The sequence below is a fragment of the Methanimicrococcus stummii genome (assembly GCF_032594435.1).
GTDB lineage: Archaea > Halobacteriota > Methanosarcinia > Methanosarcinales > Methanosarcinaceae > Methanimicrococcus > Methanimicrococcus stummii.
The window spans coordinates 729411-749291 of sequence record NZ_CP131062.1 but is presented as its reverse complement, the minus strand read 5'-3'; the positions used below and the strand labels follow the sequence as shown (position 1 = coordinate 749291).

20 protein-coding genes are annotated in these 19881 nt (G+C 43.4%); 10 read left to right on the top strand and 10 right to left on the bottom strand.

Annotation, left to right across the window (positions count from 1 at the left end; all coding sequences use genetic code 11):
* Positions 1–78 precede the first annotated feature (78 nt).
* The 5 genes from MmiEs2_RS03665 to MmiEs2_RS03645 all read left to right on the top strand — a co-directional run bounded on the left by MmiEs2_RS03665 (position 79) and on the right by MmiEs2_RS03645 (position 3461).
* Positions 79–375 carry a hypothetical protein gene (locus MmiEs2_RS03665; RefSeq protein WP_316560077.1) on the top strand — a complete coding sequence of 99 codons (297 nt, stop codon included), beginning with the start codon at positions 79–81 and terminating at the stop codon, positions 373–375.
* An 88-nt stretch (positions 376–463) separates the two neighbouring features.
* A complete protein-coding gene (locus tag MmiEs2_RS03660) occupies positions 464–1243 on the top strand; it encodes a thymidylate synthase (RefSeq protein ID WP_316560076.1) in 780 nt (259 codons plus the stop codon).
* Positions 1244–1296: 53 nt separating this feature from the next.
* On the top strand, positions 1297–2049 hold the full coding sequence (gene cobA / locus MmiEs2_RS03655) for a uroporphyrinogen-III C-methyltransferase (protein ID WP_316560075.1): 753 nt from the start codon (positions 1297–1299) through the stop codon (positions 2047–2049).
* A 16-nt stretch (positions 2050–2065) separates the two neighbouring features.
* Complete coding sequence (locus MmiEs2_RS03650) at positions 2066–2860, top strand: uroporphyrinogen-III synthase (RefSeq protein ID WP_316560074.1); 795 nt, start codon at positions 2066–2068, stop codon at positions 2858–2860.
* A gap of 370 nt (positions 2861–3230) precedes the next feature.
* Positions 3231–3461 (top strand): Lrp/AsnC ligand binding domain-containing protein, encoded by a 231-nt coding sequence (locus MmiEs2_RS03645; RefSeq protein WP_133517679.1) that lies wholly within the window; start codon positions 3231–3233, stop codon positions 3459–3461.
* Positions 3462–3729: 268 nt separating this feature from the next.
* On the opposite strand, the gene MmiEs2_RS03640 is transcribed toward MmiEs2_RS03645, so the two are convergent.
* Positions 3730–4881, bottom strand: coding sequence for a DNA topoisomerase IV subunit A (locus MmiEs2_RS03640; RefSeq protein ID WP_316560227.1), 1152 nt, complete (start codon positions 4879–4881; stop codon positions 3730–3732).
* Positions 4882–5214: 333 nt separating this feature from the next.
* Complete coding sequence (locus tag MmiEs2_RS03635; RefSeq protein ID WP_316560073.1) at positions 5215–7107, bottom strand: DNA topoisomerase VI subunit B; 1893 nt, start codon at positions 7105–7107, stop codon at positions 5215–5217.
* A 286-nt stretch (positions 7108–7393) separates the two neighbouring features.
* Here MmiEs2_RS03635 and MmiEs2_RS03630 point away from each other — a divergent pair, with 286 nt between their 5' ends.
* The 5 genes from MmiEs2_RS03630 (at position 7394) to truD (ending at position 12457) form a co-directional block, all read left to right on the top strand.
* Positions 7394–8062 (top strand): hypothetical protein, encoded by a 669-nt coding sequence (locus MmiEs2_RS03630; RefSeq protein ID WP_316560072.1) that lies wholly within the window; start codon positions 7394–7396, stop codon positions 8060–8062.
* Positions 8063–8140: 78 nt separating this feature from the next.
* Positions 8141–8803 (top strand): hypothetical protein, encoded by a 663-nt coding sequence (locus MmiEs2_RS03625; RefSeq protein WP_316560071.1) that lies wholly within the window; start codon positions 8141–8143, stop codon positions 8801–8803.
* A 175-nt stretch (positions 8804–8978) separates the two neighbouring features.
* Positions 8979–10601 (top strand): beta-Ala-His dipeptidase, encoded by a 1623-nt coding sequence (gene pepD / locus MmiEs2_RS03620; RefSeq protein WP_316560070.1) that lies wholly within the window; start codon positions 8979–8981, stop codon positions 10599–10601.
* Between the two features lie 74 nt (positions 10602–10675).
* Positions 10676–11023: a peptidyl-tRNA hydrolase Pth2 gene (gene pth2 / locus MmiEs2_RS03615; RefSeq protein WP_316560069.1), complete on the top strand. Its 348-nt coding sequence runs from the start codon at positions 10676–10678 to the stop codon at positions 11021–11023.
* A 36-nt stretch (positions 11024–11059) separates the two neighbouring features.
* Complete coding sequence (gene truD, locus MmiEs2_RS03610) at positions 11060–12457, top strand: tRNA pseudouridine(13) synthase TruD (protein ID WP_316560068.1); 1398 nt, start codon at positions 11060–11062, stop codon at positions 12455–12457.
* 57 nt (positions 12458–12514) lie between these two features.
* Here the strand turns inward: truD and MmiEs2_RS03605 are convergent, their stop codons facing one another.
* The 8 genes from MmiEs2_RS03605 to MmiEs2_RS03570 form a co-directional block, all read right to left on the bottom strand.
* Positions 12515–12952, bottom strand: coding sequence for a hypothetical protein (locus MmiEs2_RS03605; protein WP_316560067.1), 438 nt, complete (start codon positions 12950–12952; stop codon positions 12515–12517).
* 306 nt (positions 12953–13258) lie between these two features.
* Complete coding sequence (locus MmiEs2_RS03600) at positions 13259–14071, bottom strand: protease inhibitor I42 family protein (RefSeq protein ID WP_316560066.1); 813 nt, start codon at positions 14069–14071, stop codon at positions 13259–13261.
* 289 nt (positions 14072–14360) lie between these two features.
* Entirely contained in the window at positions 14361–14894 is a 534-nt protein-coding gene (locus MmiEs2_RS03595; protein WP_316560065.1) for a protease inhibitor I42 family protein, read from the bottom strand.
* Positions 14895–15147: 253 nt separating this feature from the next.
* The gene (gene proS / locus MmiEs2_RS03590; protein WP_316560064.1) at positions 15148–16641 is read right to left on the bottom strand and encodes a proline--tRNA ligase; all 1494 of its coding nucleotides are present in this window, start codon (positions 16639–16641) and stop codon (positions 15148–15150) included.
* Positions 16642–16673: 32 nt separating this feature from the next.
* The gene (locus tag MmiEs2_RS03585) at positions 16674–16976 is read right to left on the bottom strand and encodes a Dabb family protein (protein WP_316560063.1); all 303 of its coding nucleotides are present in this window, start codon (positions 16974–16976) and stop codon (positions 16674–16676) included.
* Between the two features lie 81 nt (positions 16977–17057).
* Positions 17058–18497 carry an MFS transporter gene (locus MmiEs2_RS03580; protein ID WP_316560062.1) on the bottom strand — a complete coding sequence of 480 codons (1440 nt, stop codon included), beginning with the start codon at positions 18495–18497 and terminating at the stop codon, positions 17058–17060.
* Positions 18498–18627: 130 nt separating this feature from the next.
* Positions 18628–19470, bottom strand: coding sequence for a DUF7524 family protein (locus tag MmiEs2_RS03575; RefSeq protein ID WP_316560061.1), 843 nt, complete (start codon positions 19468–19470; stop codon positions 18628–18630).
* 174 nt (positions 19471–19644) lie between these two features.
* Positions 19645–19833 (bottom strand): methytransferase partner Trm112, encoded by a 189-nt coding sequence (locus MmiEs2_RS03570; RefSeq protein ID WP_316560060.1) that lies wholly within the window; start codon positions 19831–19833, stop codon positions 19645–19647.
* Positions 19834–19881: the final 48 nt, after the last annotated feature.

Here is a 19881-nt window from a genome sequence, read left to right as displayed (position 1 = left end):
TCTTGTTTCGTTTTCATTTTTGTTTAATTTGAGACTTGTGTTTTTTCATTACATTTCTTGTGTCTGTGTGCATTTGCATTGGTGTTTGCGCTTGCTGCTGCTACCTTACTGTTTGCGTTTGCTGTTGCTACCTTACTGTTTGCGTTTGCTGCTGCTACCTTGTTGTTTGCGCGCTTGCCTCTCCTTTCTCTTATGGCAGCCGTTCGCTTCGCGAACGGGGCGCCGCACCTTGCCGTTTCCACCTGCTGTCGCCGTCGCCGCGCGCGAACTGCCGCATTTTTGATTATTTTTCAAAAACCAATGACCATTTTGATTATTTTTCAAAAATCCATGACCATTTTTGATTATTTTTCAAAAATCCATGCCTATTTTTGATTTTTTTCAAAAGGGTGAATGAACTTTTAAATAAGTTTAAAGCATATTTCGGGCTGCTTAAAAATAAATCAGGAAATTGTGATTTTTTATGAAACCGTCCTCACTCACATTTGTTAAAACATATTCCGGCGAAAACATTGATTCTTTGTACAAGAGAATTACGGAGGATATTGTTCTTGACGGGAAAGATATCACATTCGGCCACGCCGGCGAGCCGAAACGCGCGCGCGAAATTTACGCGATAATTCAAATTTACGGCCAGGCGATTGATGATGTTTTGGCCGGCGTCACGCCTGAAAATTTCAGATGGGCGGGCGACAAAATCACCGATTATCAGGACAGTTTCCTTGTGCCGCTCTGCGATGTCGGAAAACGCCAGGGCGATGATACCGATTTTGAATACACTTACATTGAACTGATGCGCAAATTCCAAACGATTGAAGGCGAAATCGATCAAATGGAAGTGTCCAAAGAAAAATTAGCGGAAAATCTGAAAACCGAAATTCAGTCCAATCAAAACGTTGGAACGATTTATCACCCGATGTATTGGAACTCTCACAATCCGCCGTGCTTTAATTGGTATCAGGTTCGCCTGCTCGACGACAATCAAGTATCTCTTCGCCTGCTGTTCCGGTCCAACGATTACGGCGACGCGGTTTGGGCAAACCTTTGCGGCATCGCAAAAGCCTTTGACGAACTCGTCATCAAACCGGCCGGCTGCGAATTGGTTGAAATTATTTTAACGTCCACTTCCGCGCACATTTACGCGAACGAAGCCGATTTGGCGAAAAAAGTTTCCGGATTTGACTGGGACCGCGAAAAGAATGAAAAGAAGTCGCCGATTTTAAGACTTCTCGGACACAAATGATAACTACGAATTACTATTGATGTTTACTGATGATTAAATTGGGGAATATAAAAATGTCTGAAAAATACGGTAAAGTTTATTTGGCAGGATCCGGTCCGGGCAATCCCGATCTGCTGACGGTGAAAGCGCGCCGCCTCATTGATGAAGCGGATGTCGTCATTTATGACCAGCTTCCGGGAGAAGCGATTTTAAGCTTAATTCCCGAAAAAACCGAAAAAATTGACGCCGGAAAATATGCCGGAAATCACACGCTGACGCAGGATAAAATCAATGAAGTCATTATTGAAAAAGCCAAAGAAGGCAAAACCGTTTTACGCTTAAAAGGCGGCGACCCGTACGTTTTCGGTCGCGGCGGCGAAGAAGCTGAAGAGCTGGTCAAAGAAGGAATCAAATTTGAAGTTGTTCCCGGAATTACGTCTGCCGTTGCCGCTCCGGCTTACGCGGGCATTCCGATTACACACCGCAACAGCAACTCAATGGTAACGTTTATCACCGGACATGAAGATCCGACCAAAGATGAAACCGGTCTTGATTGGGAACTTTTAGCGAAATTTGACGGCACGCTTGTCATTTTCATGGGCGTTAAAATGCTTGAGCGCAATTGCGGCGAGCTTCTCAAATTCGGAAAAGACCCGAAAACACCGGTTGCGCTGATTGAAAAAGGCACTCGCCCGGATCAGCGCGTCACAATCGGAACGCTTGAAAACATCGCCGCTCTGGCAGAAGAGCGAAATGTCAAAGCGCCGGCAATAACGGTCATCGGCGACGTTGTCAATTTGCATGACATTTTAGGCGAACAAATTTAAAAATGGGGAGACGAATATGGAAAAAAGACCCGTTCTTGCGATTATGCGCCCGGAAACTTACACGGACGCGTCAGAAGACACGGCGGTTGCCGCCGGATTCCAGCCGTTTTCCGTCCCGGTCGTCACGCTGAAAGGAATGAAAGACGACGCTTTTGACGGTTTTGTAAAACGTGTTCTCTCTTCGAAAACGGATCTTGTGATTTTTACAAGTGCGAACGGAATTGATTACACATTGAAAAATTTAGACGGTGTCGGCGAAAAAGATTTTTTAGACGCGCTGAAAAAAATCAAAATTGTTGCCATCGGTCCGACGACGCGCAAAAAACTTGAAAGCTACGGCTTGGAAAGTTCGATGATGCCGGGCGAATACAGTTCTGTCGGTCTCGTCAACGACCTCGGAAAAGATGTTTCCGGAAAAATCATTGATATTCCGAGAAGCTTTTACGGCTCCGCCGTTTTGGTTCAGGGATTAATCGATGCCGGCGCGACGGTTCATCAAACGCATGTTTATACGCTTGACATTCCCGAAGGCGCGCTCCAAGATGAATTGATTGAAAAAACGATCGCCGGCGAAATTGAAGCGTTCGCGTTTACGAGCACGATGATGGTGAAAAATTTCATGGCGCTTGCCGATAAAATCGGTGACCGCGACGAAGTCATCAGCCAGCTGAATGAAGCTGTTGTCGGTGCAATCGGCGACCCGACGGCGCAAACCGTTGAGAGTTTCGGCGTTACGGTGGATGTCGTTCCCGATGAATTTACGTTTGAAGCGCTGGTTTCGGCGATGAAAGAGAAAATGAATCAAAAATAAAAATTAAAACAATAAAAAAAAGTTGTAATAAATGGTTCAATTTAATTTACGAAAAGATCAAAAACAATTCATCGTGTCATGAAAGATTTCAAGATTGTTCCGTTATTGTGAAATTGAAAAAACGTTAAACGAATCTTCCAAAAAAGCATTTTCAAATCATCCTCATGAAGATTTGATATATGAAGAAAGGAATTGACTTTGAAACAATTTAAACATTAACGTTTTTTTATTTTTATTTTTCAACTCTCCCTGCGTTATCTATATAACAAATCGAATAGTTTTATTTTTATCCGGTCGATTCAAAATCGACAGACGTAAAGTTAAAAACAAATTTCAATAATTTTTCATAAATCCAACAGAGGAAAAAAACATGGTTATCGGAGTTACAATGTTAAATGTATTGCCGGGTTCTGAAAAGAACGCTTACAACGATTTGAAGTCTTTTGCCGGCGTCAAAGACGTTTACCACGTTTTCGGAGAATTCGATTTCGTTGTCATCGTCGAACTTGAAACCCTGCGCGAACTCAACGATATCGTTGACAAAATCCGCGAAAGCCCGAACGTGACGGCAACGCAGACGATTGTCGGCGCCGAACTTTAAAATTTGTTTGAATGATTCATTCAAATATTTCTTTTTTAATTTAATTAAAAATAAGTTTGAATGAAAATTTCATTCAAACCAAACTCGTTTTTTGAATATTTTAACCGTTAAGGTGAAGCCATAAAAAATCGCGAAGCGATTTTTTTGTAAACACCTGTCCTAATCGACGGCGAAACCATAAAAATTGTGAGGCGCAGCCGAACAATTTTCTGCAAACGCCTCTCTCCCCCCGCTCTGAAATTTTGTGAGCGAAGCGAACAAAATTTTTTTAAATAATCCCTAAATCTTTCAGCCGATCCGGTAAATACGTCTCCGTCACGAAATCCAAACCTTTGCCGGCAAAAGCTTGCTGTTCAGCCTTCTTTCCGATTTCAAGCTGGAGATTGATTTGCTCTTTCCAGTAGCCTGAGGCGAAACGCGGATCGGAAAGCTCGCTTCTGAGCGCTGCGATGTCCTGTTCCGACAGCTTGTCAGTCGCCAGCTCGTATTCAACGATGTCGGACGGCTGAACGCCGATGAATTTGGCTTCGGGTGTTGCCATGTATTCGGAGAGGTGCGCGCTTTTGATGGCGCCGTACGCAATGGAAGAGAAAATACGGTACGACCACGGGTCACCGTCCGTGAAAACGGTTGCCGGGATTCCGAGTTCCGTATTCAGGCGGCGAATGATGCGGCGCGTCGATCGCGCCGGCTGACCTTTGAGGTGAACCAGAATCGCATTGTATTTTTCATCAAAACCGTTCTCAATCAAACGCGCGTACATACCGCCTGTTTCTACCGCGATAATCATCGTTGCGTCGTGGCTTAAAAATTCAATGTTTTCAACGTTGAACGGAATTTGATAACCGCCTTCGCCGATGTCTTTTTGGCAGTGAATGTCGCGTGAGCCGCGTTTCGTTTCTTCGCGAAGAAGGAGCGGACCGTACATCGTTGCGCCGTCTTCTTCCGGACGAACGTGGAAAAACTCACGCTGCGCGCCCGTTATGATTTCTAAATCCTCAATCAAACGGTCACTTTCGGACTGCGCGTGGAACTTCGCCGCGCCCCAGCCTTCCGAAATGTAATACAATTCTCTTAATGTTGAACTGCGGTTGTTTTTCAAGTGTTCCGACACAACGAAGTCCGAAACCGAAACCGTTCGAAGCAATTGGTGTGCGCCTTTGACGGTTTTGGCGGAACGCTCGCTTTCAATGTCACCGTAAACCCAAACCTCGCTTTCGTCACTGTAAGCGAGATTTTTCTTTGTTCTCGACGGCATTAAAACGTGCGGCACCTGTCCGCTGTCAAACTGGTCGTAAAACGTTTCGGCAAGCCCGATGAGTTTTCGCGTCGTCCACGCGTCATTTTCAAGCTTTTTGTCGGCGACTTTCTTTTTATATTCCTCCGAATTTTTATCGGCGTATTCCGTCTCAGCTGCCAGCTTTTTAAGCGGCGCCGTGTCGTCTTCGATTCTTGATTTCAGCTTGCCGGAATCATCAAACAAATCCGGCTCGGGCTCGAAAAACTCTTCGTCTTCGTCGCTGCCGAATTCATCAAATTCGCCGTCGCTTGAATAACTTTCGGCTTTCGCGGTTTTGTATTCGTCATCACCGATATTGTCGCCGGCATCGTCTTCATAGTCGTCGAACGCCTCGAATTCGGCTTCATAATCATCAATGTCTGAAACATATTCGCCGGCGTTGTTTTCGACAGTGTTTTCTGAATTTTCTTCTGCCGGCTCTTCTTTTTTACTTTTGCGGACCATTTTTTAACCTCAAAACAGTTCATTGAGGGCCTTTGCGCCCGTTACGTCTTCTTCGTCCATTCCTTCGACGATCACTTCGTCCATGTTTGCTAATTCGTTGGCATCGGCACCGTCCAGTGTAAAACGGAACACTTTTGACGCGCCGGCCGCGACATTGACTTCCCAAATGTAATCGTAATTGTCGCCGACGCTGACAATCGTTGACGGCGGCGGACTCGGGGATTTGATTTCACACGGCAGAATCTGGTGAATCTTGAATTTTCGCTGCGCAGATCCGTAATTGCGGACGGCGAGCGAGACAAAATGCAGATTGGACTGGCTGTCTTCTCCGACATCTACCGTTCTGTTGACCAAAAGATTGCCCATGATATTGGCAACGGCCGGCTGAATGTCCGGAACCGGTTTTTCAACCATCGCCGCGACTTTTTCGGCCATTTGCGGCAAAAGCTTTGTAATAATCACTTCCTTCTCGCGGCGTTTTGCCAAATCGCCCTGCTTTCCGAGATATGTTTTTAACTTGCGGGCGACTTCTTTGACGGCAAGTTCGGTTTCTTCTCGAATAATGTCAATTTCGGCGATCGCGTCTTTGGATTCGGATGTGAACGGCACGTTTGTTGACGCGATGTGAATCAAAATGACGAACGGGCCAAACGGAACGCCGCCGCCGGGTTGGCTGATGTTGTATTGCTTCCATTTAACGCTTTCAATCGCGTGCGTTGTCACACAAGCGCCCTGCTGATACAGAAGCGGAACACGGTTTGCAAAACGCATAATCTGCGCTTTTTCGTCTTTCGGGAAATTGCCGCCGTAGGCGACACCGACTTCAATCACGAACGGATTGCCGGAATAAATCGCAGGTTTTCGGGAGGCGGTTGCGATAAAGTCAACGCTGAACTCCTTTTTTAAACCCTGATAAATTAAATCTTCCGTAATCGGCGACAAACAAGTGGTTGACGGCGCAACGATTTTTGCTTTTTTAAACGCGTTTAAAAGCTTCACGGCATCGTTTCTGTCAAGCGCGTGCGGATCTGCTTCGCGGTCCAATCCGGCCGCATCGCAAATTTCTTCCGCCGTCTGAAGGCCGATTTTTGAAAACGAGTAGCGCAAAAACGGTGCCAGCTTCTGGCGGTCCGTGTTTTGAAGCATTTTCATCAACGTTCCGAGTTCAATGCCGTGCGGATGCGGCAGAACTTCTTCCGCTTGCTTCGGGATTTGATCGGTCGCGCGCTCGAACAGGATTTCGTTTCCGTCGGGCTCGACCAAGCGGATGCGGGCGTGCGGATTGATAATCGCGGTGGATTTCAAATATTCGAAAACGGATTGCTTTCTGCCTTTGACGTATGAGGCGGCCATTTCGATTTCGATTCGCGTTCCGTGCGCGTTGGGCCAGTCCACAATCCTGTCTTCCAAAATCGACGGCTCGTTCGTGCTTGTGTCAATCATCAGCTCGTAATAATGCGCCGGTGATCTGTGATCGACTTTTGAGATGATTTTCGTTGATTTTCCTGTTGTGATTTGAGAGTACAAAACGGCGGCGGAAATACCGATACCCTGCTGGCCGCGGCTTTGTTTGAGCGCGTGAAAACGAGAGCCGTAAAGTAATTTTGCGAAAACTTTCGGAATTTGTTCTTTGATGATGCCGGGACCGTTATCCTCAATCGTAATCTGAAGATAATCACCGTCGCCGCGGTTGACTTCAACCAAAAGATCCGGCAGAATGCCGGCTTCTTCACAAGCATCAAGCGCGTTGTCAACGGCTTCTTTAATTGTTGTAATCAATGCGCGCGGCGCCGAATCAAAACCAAGAATGTGGCGATTTTTTTCGAAGAACTCGGCGACACTGATTGATTTTTGTCTCTTTGCCAGTTCTTCGGCAATCGGGGTTTTGTCTGTTTCTTCCATAAAAAACTCCTTGAAAAAGTGAATGTATAATTTAGTAATTGAAAAATCAAATAATAGATGAATTGTAGAATGCATTATTGTTTTTAAATTAATGCTTTCAAAAATCAACTGAATCGTGTTTCATGTCGATTGTCATAAAAATCTTTCCAAATGATGATAAGTATATTAATTAATGCTTTGTATTAAAGGTGAAAGTATTCAAATAAATAAAACCGTAAATAATAAAATTATTTCAAAAAGTTTTTTTTTTAAATTTTAAAAACAATTTCAATATCGGCATGATAAAATGATTTCAATTCGCTCTTTCTTCCCGTCTCTTCCCGAAAACAGCAGTTCTGCCGCCGACAGCGGCCAAATAATTTCTCTTAACAATCGCCCGCCAGATGACGTTTACGATAAAATCAAAAAAGAAACGGGCGCCGATAAAATCTATCGCTTATCCGTTTTTTTAACGGACAAAGAACAGCTTCTTTTTGCAGCGCCTGCCGGTCCTGATATAATTTCAGGTTTGGAAGATTTGGAATTTTGCGCGAAAGCCGGTTTTTCATTGATTCAAAAACTCGGAATCAAACCCGAAATCGGCATTATTTCGGGCGGCCGCGCCGGCGATCTCGGCCGCGACAAAACAGTCGATCAAACGATTTTAACCGCCGAGGCGCTTGAAGCGAAACTCAATTCGGAAGGCATTTCCGCAAAACACTATACGATATTGATTGAAGACGCGATCAAAGAAACGAACTTTTTAATTCTGCCCGATTCGCTTTCCGGCGAAATGATTTTGAAAACGGTTGCCGGGGTTGGCGAAGGCGTTGAAATCGGAAATATTCTTCTTTTAAAACCGCCGGTCGGAGAAACGATGTCGGATTCTCGAATTTATATCGAGCAGTTGACGAAAAAAGCGGATTTGAAAAATTTGGATATTTTAAAAGAAGTTTTGGCTATTCTTCATTTATAATTCTCAGTTAATTTCAAAAGTTTTTTCAACTTTTAATCTTATTTGTTCGTATCTGAATTAATTTATGAAGTGGTGCGAATGAATAAAACAGCAGTTTTTATTTCTTTATTTTTAATCGGGATACTTCTGTCAGCATCGGTTTTTATTTTTGCCGGAAATGATTTTTTAAATTCAAATCCCGAAAACGCGTTTTCCAATAATCAAAAAGATTTATTGTCCCTCAGAAACGTTACCCCCGAAAACATTGATGACAAAGTTTATGCCAATGAAATTATTGTAAACGTGTCTCCTGAATACATTGAATACAGTAAACTCGCGGCCAATTCTGATCTTGTGATAAAAGGAAAAGTTGTCGAAATATTGCCGGCGTGGTGGACGATTGAGCCTGAAAAACAAGCCGAATCCGATGAAATTCCTCGCATTTATCATGATGTTGCGATTGAAGTTGAAGAAATTTATAAAGGTAATTTAAAAGACAAAAATAATTTGATATATGTCAGAACACTTGGCGGCGTGGTGGGTGATACGATTATGATTACAAATCTTCCGGAATATTATAAAGGAGAAGAAATCATGTTGTACTTGGTCGAAGACGAGAACTCGGAAACTAAAAACGTCGGACCTGAACATTATTTTGTATTAAACAAATTCGGACAGTTTTTTATAATTCAGGAGAATACAGCAGTAAACGCATTTGGCGAGTTTGTAAATATACAAAAAGAGCTTTTACCATATTTATAAAAACTTTGTAAAATATATTAAAAATATATTTAAAATGATAAGATGAAAATCTTATCATTTTTTCAAAATCAAAGAACGGTTTAATATATTTTAAAAAATAAATAAAAATGAACTTAAGAATTTAATAATTATTTTTGTAAAAAATCATTATCCTAAAAAATTCTCGGTGAATCTCATGCAAACAATCAATCAAAATCGGTGGAATGACTCCGATTTTAAAACGGTTCTTTCGATTTTTGAAGAAATTTCAAGCATTCCGAGATGTTCCAAAAATGAAGAACAAATCGCGGCGTGGCTTGAAAAATTCGGCAAAGAGCGCGGTTTTGAAACCAAACGCGATCATTGCAATAACATTCTTATTCAAGTTCCCGCGTCACCCGGGATGGAAAATTTGCCGGCGGTTATTTTGCAGGCGCATACCGATATGGTTTGCGAAAAAGAAACAGGCTCGCCGCACAGTTTCGTAACAGACGGGATTTCACTTCGCTATTTCGAAGAAAACAATATTTCATATTTGACGGCCGACCAAACCACGCTCGGCGCCGACAACGGCATCGGAATGGCGTACATGCTGGCAATCGCCGCATCGGCTGACATTTCCCATCCGCCGCTTGAACTTTTATTTACGACGGATGAAGAAATCGGTCTGACAGGCGCGCAAGGTATGGATCCCGATTTTATTTCCGGCAATTATTTAATCAATTTGGATTCCGAAGAGGAAGGCGTTGTTATCGTCGGCTGTGCAGGCGGTACGCAAATCGGTTTTAAGCGTTTGATTGATGTTGAAAACGCGTGCGCAGGCGATAATCTCGAAGAGACGGACTGTGATGCCACGCTGATGCCTTACAACATCGTCGTCTCGGGCCTGCTCGGCGGCCATTCCGGAACGGACATACACATCGGACGCGGAAACGCGAATCTTATTCTGATTCAGTTCTTTAAACGGCTGGCGGAGAGATATACGCAGAATACGATTAAACTGATTAAAATCAAAGGCGGAACCGCGGCAAACACAATTCCGAGACGCGCGGAACTTTCGTTTGTGACGGATATTCCTGCCGAAAATTTGAAAACGGAAGCGGCAGATTATGCCGCGCTGATCTCATCCGTTCCGAGTTTTAATGATCCGAATATGGCAGTTGAAGTGGCCGTCGCTGATTTTTCAAACGTTCAGAAATCCAATCTCAAATCGTTTTCCGCGAAAAACACAGAGCGGATCTTGAATTTTTTAATCGCGATTCCAAACGGTGTTTTCGAAATGTCGGCCTCCATTCCGGATTTGGTTTTAACGTCGGGAAATTTGGCAATTATTAAAACTCGTTCGAATGAGGAATATTTCAAAGGCGCGGAAAAAGAGACTGAAAGTTCCGATTTGGATATTTATACCGAAAAATCAAAGCGCGAATTGGAAATCATTTACAGCCTTCGTTCCGGAAACGATTTAAGGCTCAAAGAAAAAATCAAAGAAATGATGGCGCTTTCCGAAAAGTATCATTATAATTTTGAAATCACGCATACTTATTCGCCGTGGGAGCCCGATTTCAACTCGGTGTTTTTGAAAAACTGCGCTGAAATTTATCAAAAAACATTCGGAAAAGAAATTCAAATTCAAGCGATTCATGCCGGGTTGGAATGCGGTGTTTTTCACAGGACTTTTTCCGGAATTAAAATGGTTTCAATCGGCCCCGATATAACAGGCGCGCACACGCCGGATGAAACGTTAAATTTAGATGCTGCTGAAAAGGTTTGGATTTATTTAAAAGAAATTTTGAAATCCTTTCCGAACGCGGAAGGCTGAGAAAATCGTTTTTTCAGCTGAATGAAAACAATTAAATGAAAAGCGTGTCGTTAAACCGTATCAGAGGAAGAATTATGGGTGAATATAAACAAGTCATCGTCATGCGAACGGATTTGAAGCTCTCGCCGGGAAAGCTTGCGGTTCAGGTCGCGCACGCTGCCGTATCCGCCGCCGATTGGGCGGACAAAAGAGAGTTGGACGCCTGGAAAGCGGGCGGCCAGAAAAAAGTCGTGTTAAAAGCCGCGAGTCTTCAAGAATTGTTTGAGCTCAAGGAAAAAGCAAGACGTGAAGGACTTTCAACTGCGCTGATTACGGATGCGGGCCGGACAGAAATCGCGCCCGGAACAATTACGGTGCTCGGAATCGGGCCCGCGCAGGAAGAAAAAATCGATAAAATTACAGGGCATTTGAAAATGCTTTAACCGTTATTCAAATTGCCATAACAAAGAATGAGAGACATGACAGAAGAACAGACAAACATTTCCGAAACAATGGACACAAAAATGTCCGAAACAACAGGTATAAATGTGCCTGCTCTGGAAAACGAAATCGGAATTAATCTTTATTCGACGACAACCGCCGGCGTCAGCGGCGTTCTCAGATATCAGCCGACCGATTTCATTGTTCGGGAAATTTCAAATTATCCTTATGAAGAGAATGACGTGATTGATAAAAATCGGAAATATTTGATGGTTGAGGTCACGAAAGAGAATTGGGATACCAACCATTTTTTAAAAGCGTATTCCAGCGCGCTCGGAATCAGTCATAAAAGAATCACTTACGCGGGAACGAAAGACAAACGCGCCGTCACGGTTCAGAAAATGAGTCTTTATGACGTGACGAAAGAACAAGTTGAAAATGTTCATCTCAAAGACGTTTCCGTTCGCGTTCTCGGCCGTTCTCAGCAGCCGATCGGGCTCGGCGATTTGGAAGGCAATCAATTCCAAATCGTGATTCGAAACATCGATTTGCCGGAAGCGGAAGCAAAAGCCGCCGCCGAAAAAACAACCGCTGATATTTTAAAAGCCGGCGGCGTTCCGAATTTCTTTGGGATTCAAAGATTCGGATCCCGGCGGCCGGTAACGCATCACGTCGGTGAAGATTTGCTCAAAGGCGATTTGGAAAAAGCGATTTTAAGATATGTCTCGGAAGTTTATCCCGACGAACCGGAAGAAACCAAAAACGTCCGCCGCTACATCGCAGAAACCAATGATTTCAAAGGCGGCGTTTTGCAGTTCCCGGATTATTTGGGACATGAAAAAGCGCTTCTCAATCATTTAATCGCGCGTCCCGGCGACTTTAAAGGTGCGTTTATGGTTTTGCCGAAAAACCTTTACACGATGTTTATTCACGCTTACCAGTCCTGGCTTTTCAACCGCATTATTTGCGAACGCCTGAAAAACGGCCTTTCCTTAAATCAAGCGGTTGTCGGCGACATCGTTTGCTATCGCGCAAAAGACAAAACGCCCGACCCGTCACGCCTTGAAAAAGTCGATGAAGACAATATTGACGGCATTAATGGTCTTTTAAAACGAGGCCGCGCTTTCATCACGGCGCCGCTTTTCGGATCGGTAACACCGTTTGCCGACGGCATTCCGGGCGAAATCGAATGCCGGTTGATTGAAGAAACAGGATTTACGCCCGAAGATTTCAAAATGCCGGCGTTTCCCGAAGTTGCTTCAAAGGGTCTTCGAAAAGAGATTTTACTCGAAGTCGAGCCGAATGTTTTGGTTGCAGCGGATGATTTGAATGAAGGCAAAACAAAATTGACGCTTGAATTCAAATTGCCGAAAGGAAGTTACGCGACAACCGTTCTTCGAGAATATATGAAAACAAATCCGCTCAATATGAGCTGATTTTTAATTTTTGAAAAAAATCGCTGAATCCGTTTATTTCGGATTCACTTTCTGTTTTTATTTCTCATAAATCCGAAGCGACATGTCCGTTTCATCAACGTAAACGGTCAAGGTATGCTTTGTAACGGTTGTGCCGTTGTAATCATAAGAAAAAGTCACGGTCGCGTTTCTGCCCGGCTGCGCGCCATGGAAAACCCATTTGTGATATCCCTGCTCGTTGAAAATGTAATCGTCGGGGACATAGGCATTGTCGGTCATCAATAAAACACCGGACGGCTCAACGCCGACAGACCAGCGCTGTTCGGGAATTTCGCGAAGCCGGATTTGAACGTTCGTGTGTTCGCGATTGTATAATTTTTGCATCGGCGCGACATTGTACGGGTCGTTTTTGTCCCCCGTCAAGCCGGAATCTTCGATAACGGAAAGACATCCGGAAAAGGGAACGGAAATAAAAATGAATATCAGAATGATAAAAAGAACAGCCGATTTTTTCATTAAAACGCCTTTTAAACCCGATTTATGTTTCTCAACAATTTGATTCATTTCAAAAACGGAAATAGAAATGAAATCAAAATTTAAAATGATATTATTTGAATATAATATATATTTTGAATATAAACTTATTTCTCAAAAATCTTGATGAAATAATTCAAATCTGAATTAAAAAAGATTAAAGAGAAAATACAGGAATCGTATTTCTCTTTAAATAAACATCGCTGAAACGCGCTGTTTCATTTCGATGTTGTATTTATGTTGTATTTTAAATCGTATTTTGTTGTGCTGATTGTTGAATTTCCGCGTTTATTGCGTATCCAAGCTGATGCCGCGGATTTCAATCGTTCCGTCCGAATTTGCTTTCAGCGAAAAGACGGCGGTTTCTGTGGTGCTTGCATTTTCAAACGATCTGTTGTGATCAAATAAAACGGAAACGTTTCCGGCTTTTAACGTGTCAAATTCCCAGGTGTGCACGCCGGCAGCGCCGACCGCATCGGTCACAGGTGTGTCGATGTAATCCTTTGACATATGCAAAACGTCAGTCGGTGTCATTGTGATATTCCAGGTGTAGCCCGTTGTCGGATTTTCGGCAAACATGATTTTCATCACGGTGCCGTTCTTTTCAAGTCCCGCCTCTTTGTAAAGCGGCAGCAAGTTTCCGGCTGCTGATGAAACCGATACGATTTCAGCGGTGTTGTTTTGGTAAACCTGAATCACGTAAGTTAAATCTTCGACGGTTGTGCCTTCTTCAAAGGATCTTTCGTATTTGAAATTCAAAGCGACCGTTCCGGGTGCTTGGGCTTTGTAATAAAATTGCTGAACAATCGGCGCGCCGACAAGATCGGAATCGTCTGCCGTGGCTTCAATCAGAATTTCATCTAAAATGCCTGTTTTGTTCACGGTCACAGCCCAGCCGTAGCCGGTTGTCGGGTTTGACGTGAAGTCGAATTTGACAACGGTGTCATTTTCCGCCAGCGTCACATTTTTGTAGAAATGAGATACGCTAACGTTTGTGTTGTTGTCGGTTTCCGCGCCGCCGTCATCGCTGCCGAGGCATCCCGAAAGCGCAACCGCCAAAATAAGGCCGGTTAAAATCAATAATTTTGTTAAATTTTTCAAAGTATCCCCTCGATTCATAATCATAGAACTAAACCAAAATTTGATTCAAAATGATTTGATTAATTTGATTTAATCAAATTCATTTGAATAAAATTCAAAAAATAATTATGTCATTTTTGTATTTAAATCCGATTCATGAACGAGATTGATTCGGATTTTTTGAAACAAAAATGAAATTTAAAACGAAAAGCGAAATCTAAACGAAAAGATGAAAACGAAATGATGAAAATGAAATCAAAATAAAAAAGTTAAAATTGCAAGCTGCAAAGCAGCTTTCTTTTTTTAAAAATTAAAGGCGCTCGTGAAGCAAACTCTTAATGCTGATTTCGCCGGCATTGTTCACTTCAATGATGTAAATGATGTGGTTGATGGATTTGTCTTCCTTTTGCACAACATAGTTAAAATCAAGAATTGTTTTTTCGGCTTTGCCGGATTCAAAAACCCAAACATGAATGCCGCTGTCAGTTTCTTCCGGTTTTTCGGGCGGAATGTATAAATCTTCCTGAAGAATCAAAACGCCTTGCGGTTCCATAATTAACGCCCATTTGTCTTCGTCCGTTTCATCAAAAACAAACGTAATGGTTTTTTTATCGTCGGAAATCCGCACTTGTTTAATTAAATACGCCGTCGAATTTTTGTATTCGGAAGCGTTTGCACCTGAAGAGTTGTTTGCGGCAGATACGTTTGCATTTACCGAATCATTTGTAATGTTTGTATAATTTGAAGTATTTGCAGATTCATTGCCGTCATTTGACAAACAGCCCGCGGCCGCAACCGCGAAAACCAAACAAACCAAAATACATAATTGTGCCAATCTTTTCATGTCACCGTTCTCCTTTTTAGAATGAATCCCCCATAATGAAGTTCATGAATAAATATCTTATGTTTTTATAAAAAATTTCTGTCATCGAAAAACAAGTTTCCGTTTCCGAAAATTATGAAAAATAAAAGTAAAAGCAAAAGTAAAAGCAAAAATAAAAACGATTTTTAAAAGATTATACAAAATCAAAAAAATGTGATGTAAAAACAGATTACGAACATCACATTTTATTTTTGATTTCTTTTTTTATTTCAATTTAATACATTTTGGCAATATACACAATCTGATCGGCTTCTTTGCCGCAGGCCGGGCATTTGCCTTTTTTGATTTCCGTTTCAACATTCGGCGTTCCGAGGATGCTGCCGTTTGTCTCTTCTTCAATTTTCATGCCGCACTCTTCACAGCCGCACCACGGAAGTGTCGCGACACCCTTTCCGATTTGCGCAACCACTTCTTCCGTTGTTTCGCACGGCGCAATCATCGCGTTCATCTTTTCTTCAGCGGCGGTGTAAAGGTCTTCAGCCATTTGCTTTAATTCGGCGTCAACGGTTTCGACAATGCCGTCCAAAGACGCGAACTGTTTTTCGCCTTTGTCTCTTCGAACCAAAACCGCGGAATTTTTCTCTAAATCGCGCGGACCTATTTCAATGCGCAAGCAGCTTCCTTTAAGCTCCCACTTGTAGTATTTCGCGCCCGGGCGCGCATCGCTTGCATCCATTTCAACGCGGAATCCCGCGTTTTTGAGATCCGAAACAACTTTGTTGCACGCGTTCATGACGGCTTCCGTCGTGTCTTTGAACAAAACCGGAATGACAACCACTTGCGTCGGCGCGACAGCCGGCGGTAAAACCAAGCCTTTATCGTCGCCGTGAACGGAAATCAGCGCGGCAATCGAGCGCTCGGAAATGCCGTAGCATGTCTGGTTCACGTATTCCTGCTCACCTTCCGCGTTTTCGTACATGATGTCATACGTTTTCGCGAAATTGGTTCCCAAATGGTGAACCGTTCCAATCTGAAGCGTTTTGCCGTCAGGCATAATCGTGTCAAGAGCGATTGTGTAGTCGCCGCCCGGGAATTTGTCCCAGTCGGGGCGCTTTGAAATCAAAACCGGGACGGAGAGCTTTTTGTAAATGTCGGTGTAAAGGCCGACCGCTTCATCCACTTGGTTTTTCGCGTCTTCCCAAGTCGCGTGAACGGTGTGCGCTTCTTTAAACGACGTGATTTCACGCAATCGAATAAGCGGTCGCGTGTGTTTCGTTTCATGGCGGAATGTGTTGACCACCTGGTACAATTTCAGCGGCAAATCCGCATGAGAGCGCACCCAAAGCTTGTACATCGGGTAAATCGCGGTCTCGCTGGTCGGGCGAAGCGCCAGGCGCACGTCCAAAGGCGTGACACCGCCGTGCGTGACCCAGAAAACCTCGTCTTCAAAGCCTTTGATGTGATCGGCTTCCTTCATGAATTCCGTTTCCGGAATCAAAAGCGGGAAAAGTGTTTCATCGTGGCCGGAATTGTCCATGATATCGCGGATAATGTTGTAAACGCGTTTTCTGATGCCGAAGCCGAACGGATACCAAACGTAAAGGCCTTTGACGGGATAGCGGACATCCATAATCTGTCCGATGTCGATAATTGAATTAAACCATTCACTGAAATCGGATTTGGGCGGCAAAACCGCTTCTTTGCCGGAATCATTTTTACCGGCATCGTTCTTGCCGGTTTTTTTGTTTTCTGTTTTATTTTCTGCCATAAATTCACCAATCATAAATTAAATTTCAAAAATTAAATCTCAAAATCAATTGCCGCTCTCGTTTCAACAACCTTTTTCACGAAAACCGCGACTTCTTCGTGAAGCGGATTTTTCTGATACGCGTACATCGCGTCAGCTGTTTCAAATTCTGCAATCAGCGCGAGGTCATAATTTCCGGCGATGTTCAGCGTGTTTGCCTGAACCCGAATGCTTTTAATTTCCGGGATTTTGCCGAAGAGGCTTTCCAATTTTTCTTTGATAATCGCGGCGTTTTCCTGCGCGAATTTCCCTTCCGCTTCGGTTTTTAACGTCCACAAAACAATATGCTTTATCATTGTTCCAAGAAAACGGGTTTTTGATATATTAAAGTATCAAATTTCAAAAGAATTTAATTTCAAATTCATAATCATCAATTTTCAAATTTCACAAACTTCCTCTTCCCGAACAGACGGTCCTCTCAAATAGGACAAAACCGCGCCGGCTAAACAAAATACAATTCCAATGTAAAATGTTGTTCGCATGGCGGCAAGGAAAAGCGGAATCGTATCCGTTCGAATCATTTCGGTGTTGCCGAGGAAAACGGAAACAACGCACATCGCAATCGCCATTGACAAAACCATTCCGGATTGGCGCATTACGGAAAGAGAAGCGCTTGCGCTGCTGTAATCTTTTCGGCTGACGCAGCCCATAATTGAAGCTGTGTTGGGGGACGCGAAAAACGCGAAACCGATGCCGACGATTATTTCGTAAATTATCAAATGAAGAATTTGTGATTCCGAATTCAATGTTGAGAGGCAAAAGAGACCGACAGCGAGCAGAAGCATTCCAAAAGTCGTGAGGTATCTGCTGTCAAAACGATCGGAAAGTTTGCCGACGAAGGGCGAAAAGATTGCTTGAAGCAGCGGCTGCGCGAGCAAAATGAATCCCGCCGTTCCTGCCGGCAGCATCAAAACGCGCTGAAGATACAGGCTGAGGAAGAAAATAATCGCATACGTTCCGGCATAATTGAGAAACGCGGCGATGTTTGAGCGTGAAAAGTGTTTGTTTGTAAAAAACAGATTCACTTGCATAATCGGATATTTTTGTTTTCGGCTGTACATGATAAATACGGGAAGCGCAATTAAGCCGATGGCGGTCGCCGCAAATGCCCACAATTCCGGAAGATTGCTGAGACCGAATAAGACAAAGAAAACGGTAATCATGTACAGGATTGCGCCTGTTTTATCGAACGGCTCGCCTTTTCCTTCGATAAATTCGATTTTAAGCGCGCGGTAAATTAAAATCGTGCTGATTGCGGCAAGCGGAATAATCAGCAAAAAAAGGCTGCGCCAGCCGAAATATTGCGTAATGATGCCGCCGATAACGGGGCCAAGCGATGATCCGATATAAACGACGCCGATGTTTATTCCAAAAACCGCGCCGCGGCTGGAAGCCGGATAAATGGAGCTGAGAATCGGAAGGGATGTTGCAAAAACGCAAGCCATTGAAAGTCCGTCTAAAGTTCTGAGTAAAATGAAAAATAAAAAGCTCGGTGAAAACGGCTGCATGCAAGCGGAGGCGGTTGCAAGAATCATGCCGGCTAAAAATATTTTTTTGCGGCCGACCAAATCTGAAATGCGCGCCATCGGCACCAAAAAGAGGACGGATGAGAGCAGGTATGCGGTTGCCACCCAACCGAGCGCGTGCGTGCTGACACCGAAGTCCGCGCCGATTTCAGGCAGGGACAGGTTCAGCATGGAAACGCCAAACGGTGTCATGAAAGAGGCGAGAGAAATGCCGATTAAAACCAAGCGCCTTTGTTCGGACGTAAGCGACGGCATTTTGCCGGATTCGGAATTTTGAGCCGTCGAAGACATAGTTTGAACCTGAAAGTGAATTTGAAATAAAAAGGAGTTTAAAGATTTTGAAAAATTTAAAGATATTTTTTATTTTAAAGAATTTTTAAAAATAAAAAATCCAAGGAACAAACTAAAAAGGTTTGTGTCCTCAGTTGAAATTCGTTCTTTTCAGGAACATGGATAAGAGCAGAATGATTGCGACAACGAAGCCGCCTGTGATTAGCGCTAAAATCACCGTTTGATCGAAATTGAAAATCGAATCAATGTCCGTGATTTGAATGTAAACGAACATGGCGACTAAAATCGCGATTAACAAAACCGATATGGAAAATGAAATCTTTTCGGCGGCTGAAAGCGGTTCTATCGGTTTGTTTGGCTTGTATTTATCGGCGTTTGAAGAAACACGCGAAGACCGTCCGTCTTTTTTGTTTTTGCCTTCGCTCCAATCCTTTTTCACGGCAAAAGACGGCTGCGGCTTTTTCGGCGCGGTGTCGTCTTCGTCGTCCTCATCTCTGACCAGCTGCACGCGTTCCGGAACGGGGCTGATCATCGGGCCTTCGGGGCGGTAAATGTCGCCGGCGGGATTGCTTGAGAGGCGCTCGCCTGACAAGTCGCCCGATTCGGAAAGGACGGAGGCGCGGGTTTTGTCCGAGCCGACGGATAACTTAAATCCTTTTTTCTGCGCGCCGTAGCCGGTCACGACATAAAACATGCCTTCGGCAGTCGGGTTCGCGTTATAAGGAATACGAATGACGATTCGGGCGTATTCGTTATTTTGAATATGGTGCTTGCTCGGCACTAAAATCAAGTAATCGCGAATGGAATCGTCGGGTAAAAAATTGATGTAAGTCGGTGCGGCGAAGTTTTTGATGAAAATTTGAAACTCGCGGTCCTCACCTCGGTAAAGCGGAACTTCAATTTCATTGTATTTGAATTCAATCGAGTCTAAAGATTGGCGCCCGATGTATATGTCTTGAAGTACTTCTTTCATTAAATCTCTCCGAATTGAAAATGTGTCAAATTGATAAAATTTATTGATAAATTGAATGATTGAACAGAATATACTTTTATCTGTTAATAAAATTATTCATGGACGCTTTGTAAAATTTTTCCGAATTGAAATACAATTTTAAAATTTCATCTTTTTTAAAAATCGCCTTTGATTTTAAAATTCGTCTCTTAATTCCGGCGGCAGCATGTTCGCGATTTTATTTTCAATCGGATAATAAATACCGCATTCGGCGCAATACAAATTACCCGAAATGATTTCCGTTTCATTTTCTTCTTCGGGCTTCGCCGTCAATTTATTGCGGCATGCCGGGCAAACCAATATGGAAAGCGTTTCTTTTTTCATAATAATCCTTTAATTGAATCGTGTTTGTGTTTGAGGCGACGAAGCAGT

Bases quoted from the DNA above. Each gene is read 5' to 3' on its own strand.
- MmiEs2_RS03580 (WP_316560062.1), bottom strand. From the start codon at position 18,497: ATGTCTTCGACGGCTCAAAATTCCGAATCCGGCAAAATGCCGTCGCTT.
- proS (WP_316560064.1), bottom strand. From the start codon at position 16,641: ATGGCAGAAAATAAAACAGAAAACAAAAAAACCGGCAAGAACGATGCC.
- pth2 (WP_316560069.1), top strand. From the start codon at position 10,676: ATGGGTGAATATAAACAAGTCATCGTCATGCGAACGGATTTGAAGCTC.
- MmiEs2_RS03570 (WP_316560060.1), bottom strand. From the start codon at position 19,833: ATGAAAAAAGAAACGCTTTCCATATTGGTTTGCCCGGCATGCCGCAAT.
- MmiEs2_RS03605 (WP_316560067.1), bottom strand. From the start codon at position 12,952: ATGAAAAAATCGGCTGTTCTTTTTATCATTCTGATATTCATTTTTATT.
- MmiEs2_RS03645 (WP_133517679.1), top strand. From the start codon at position 3,231: ATGGTTATCGGAGTTACAATGTTAAATGTATTGCCGGGTTCTGAAAAG.
- cobA (WP_316560075.1), top strand. From the start codon at position 1,297: ATGTCTGAAAAATACGGTAAAGTTTATTTGGCAGGATCCGGTCCGGGC.
- MmiEs2_RS03595 (WP_316560065.1), bottom strand. From the start codon at position 14,894: ATGAAAAGATTGGCACAATTATGTATTTTGGTTTGTTTGGTTTTCGCG.
- MmiEs2_RS03650 (WP_316560074.1), top strand. From the start codon at position 2,066: ATGGAAAAAAGACCCGTTCTTGCGATTATGCGCCCGGAAACTTACACG.
- MmiEs2_RS03585 (WP_316560063.1), bottom strand. From the start codon at position 16,976: ATGATAAAGCATATTGTTTTGTGGACGTTAAAAACCGAAGCGGAAGGG.
- MmiEs2_RS03660 (WP_316560076.1), top strand. From the start codon at position 464: ATGAAACCGTCCTCACTCACATTTGTTAAAACATATTCCGGCGAAAAC.
- MmiEs2_RS03630 (WP_316560072.1), top strand. From the start codon at position 7,394: ATGATTTCAATTCGCTCTTTCTTCCCGTCTCTTCCCGAAAACAGCAGT.
- MmiEs2_RS03625 (WP_316560071.1), top strand. From the start codon at position 8,141: ATGAATAAAACAGCAGTTTTTATTTCTTTATTTTTAATCGGGATACTT.
- MmiEs2_RS03635 (WP_316560073.1), bottom strand. From the start codon at position 7,107: ATGGAAGAAACAGACAAAACCCCGATTGCCGAAGAACTGGCAAAGAGA.
- pepD (WP_316560070.1), top strand. From the start codon at position 8,979: ATGCAAACAATCAATCAAAATCGGTGGAATGACTCCGATTTTAAAACG.
- truD (WP_316560068.1), top strand. From the start codon at position 11,060: ATGACAGAAGAACAGACAAACATTTCCGAAACAATGGACACAAAAATG.
- MmiEs2_RS03575 (WP_316560061.1), bottom strand. From the start codon at position 19,470: ATGAAAGAAGTACTTCAAGACATATACATCGGGCGCCAATCTTTAGAC.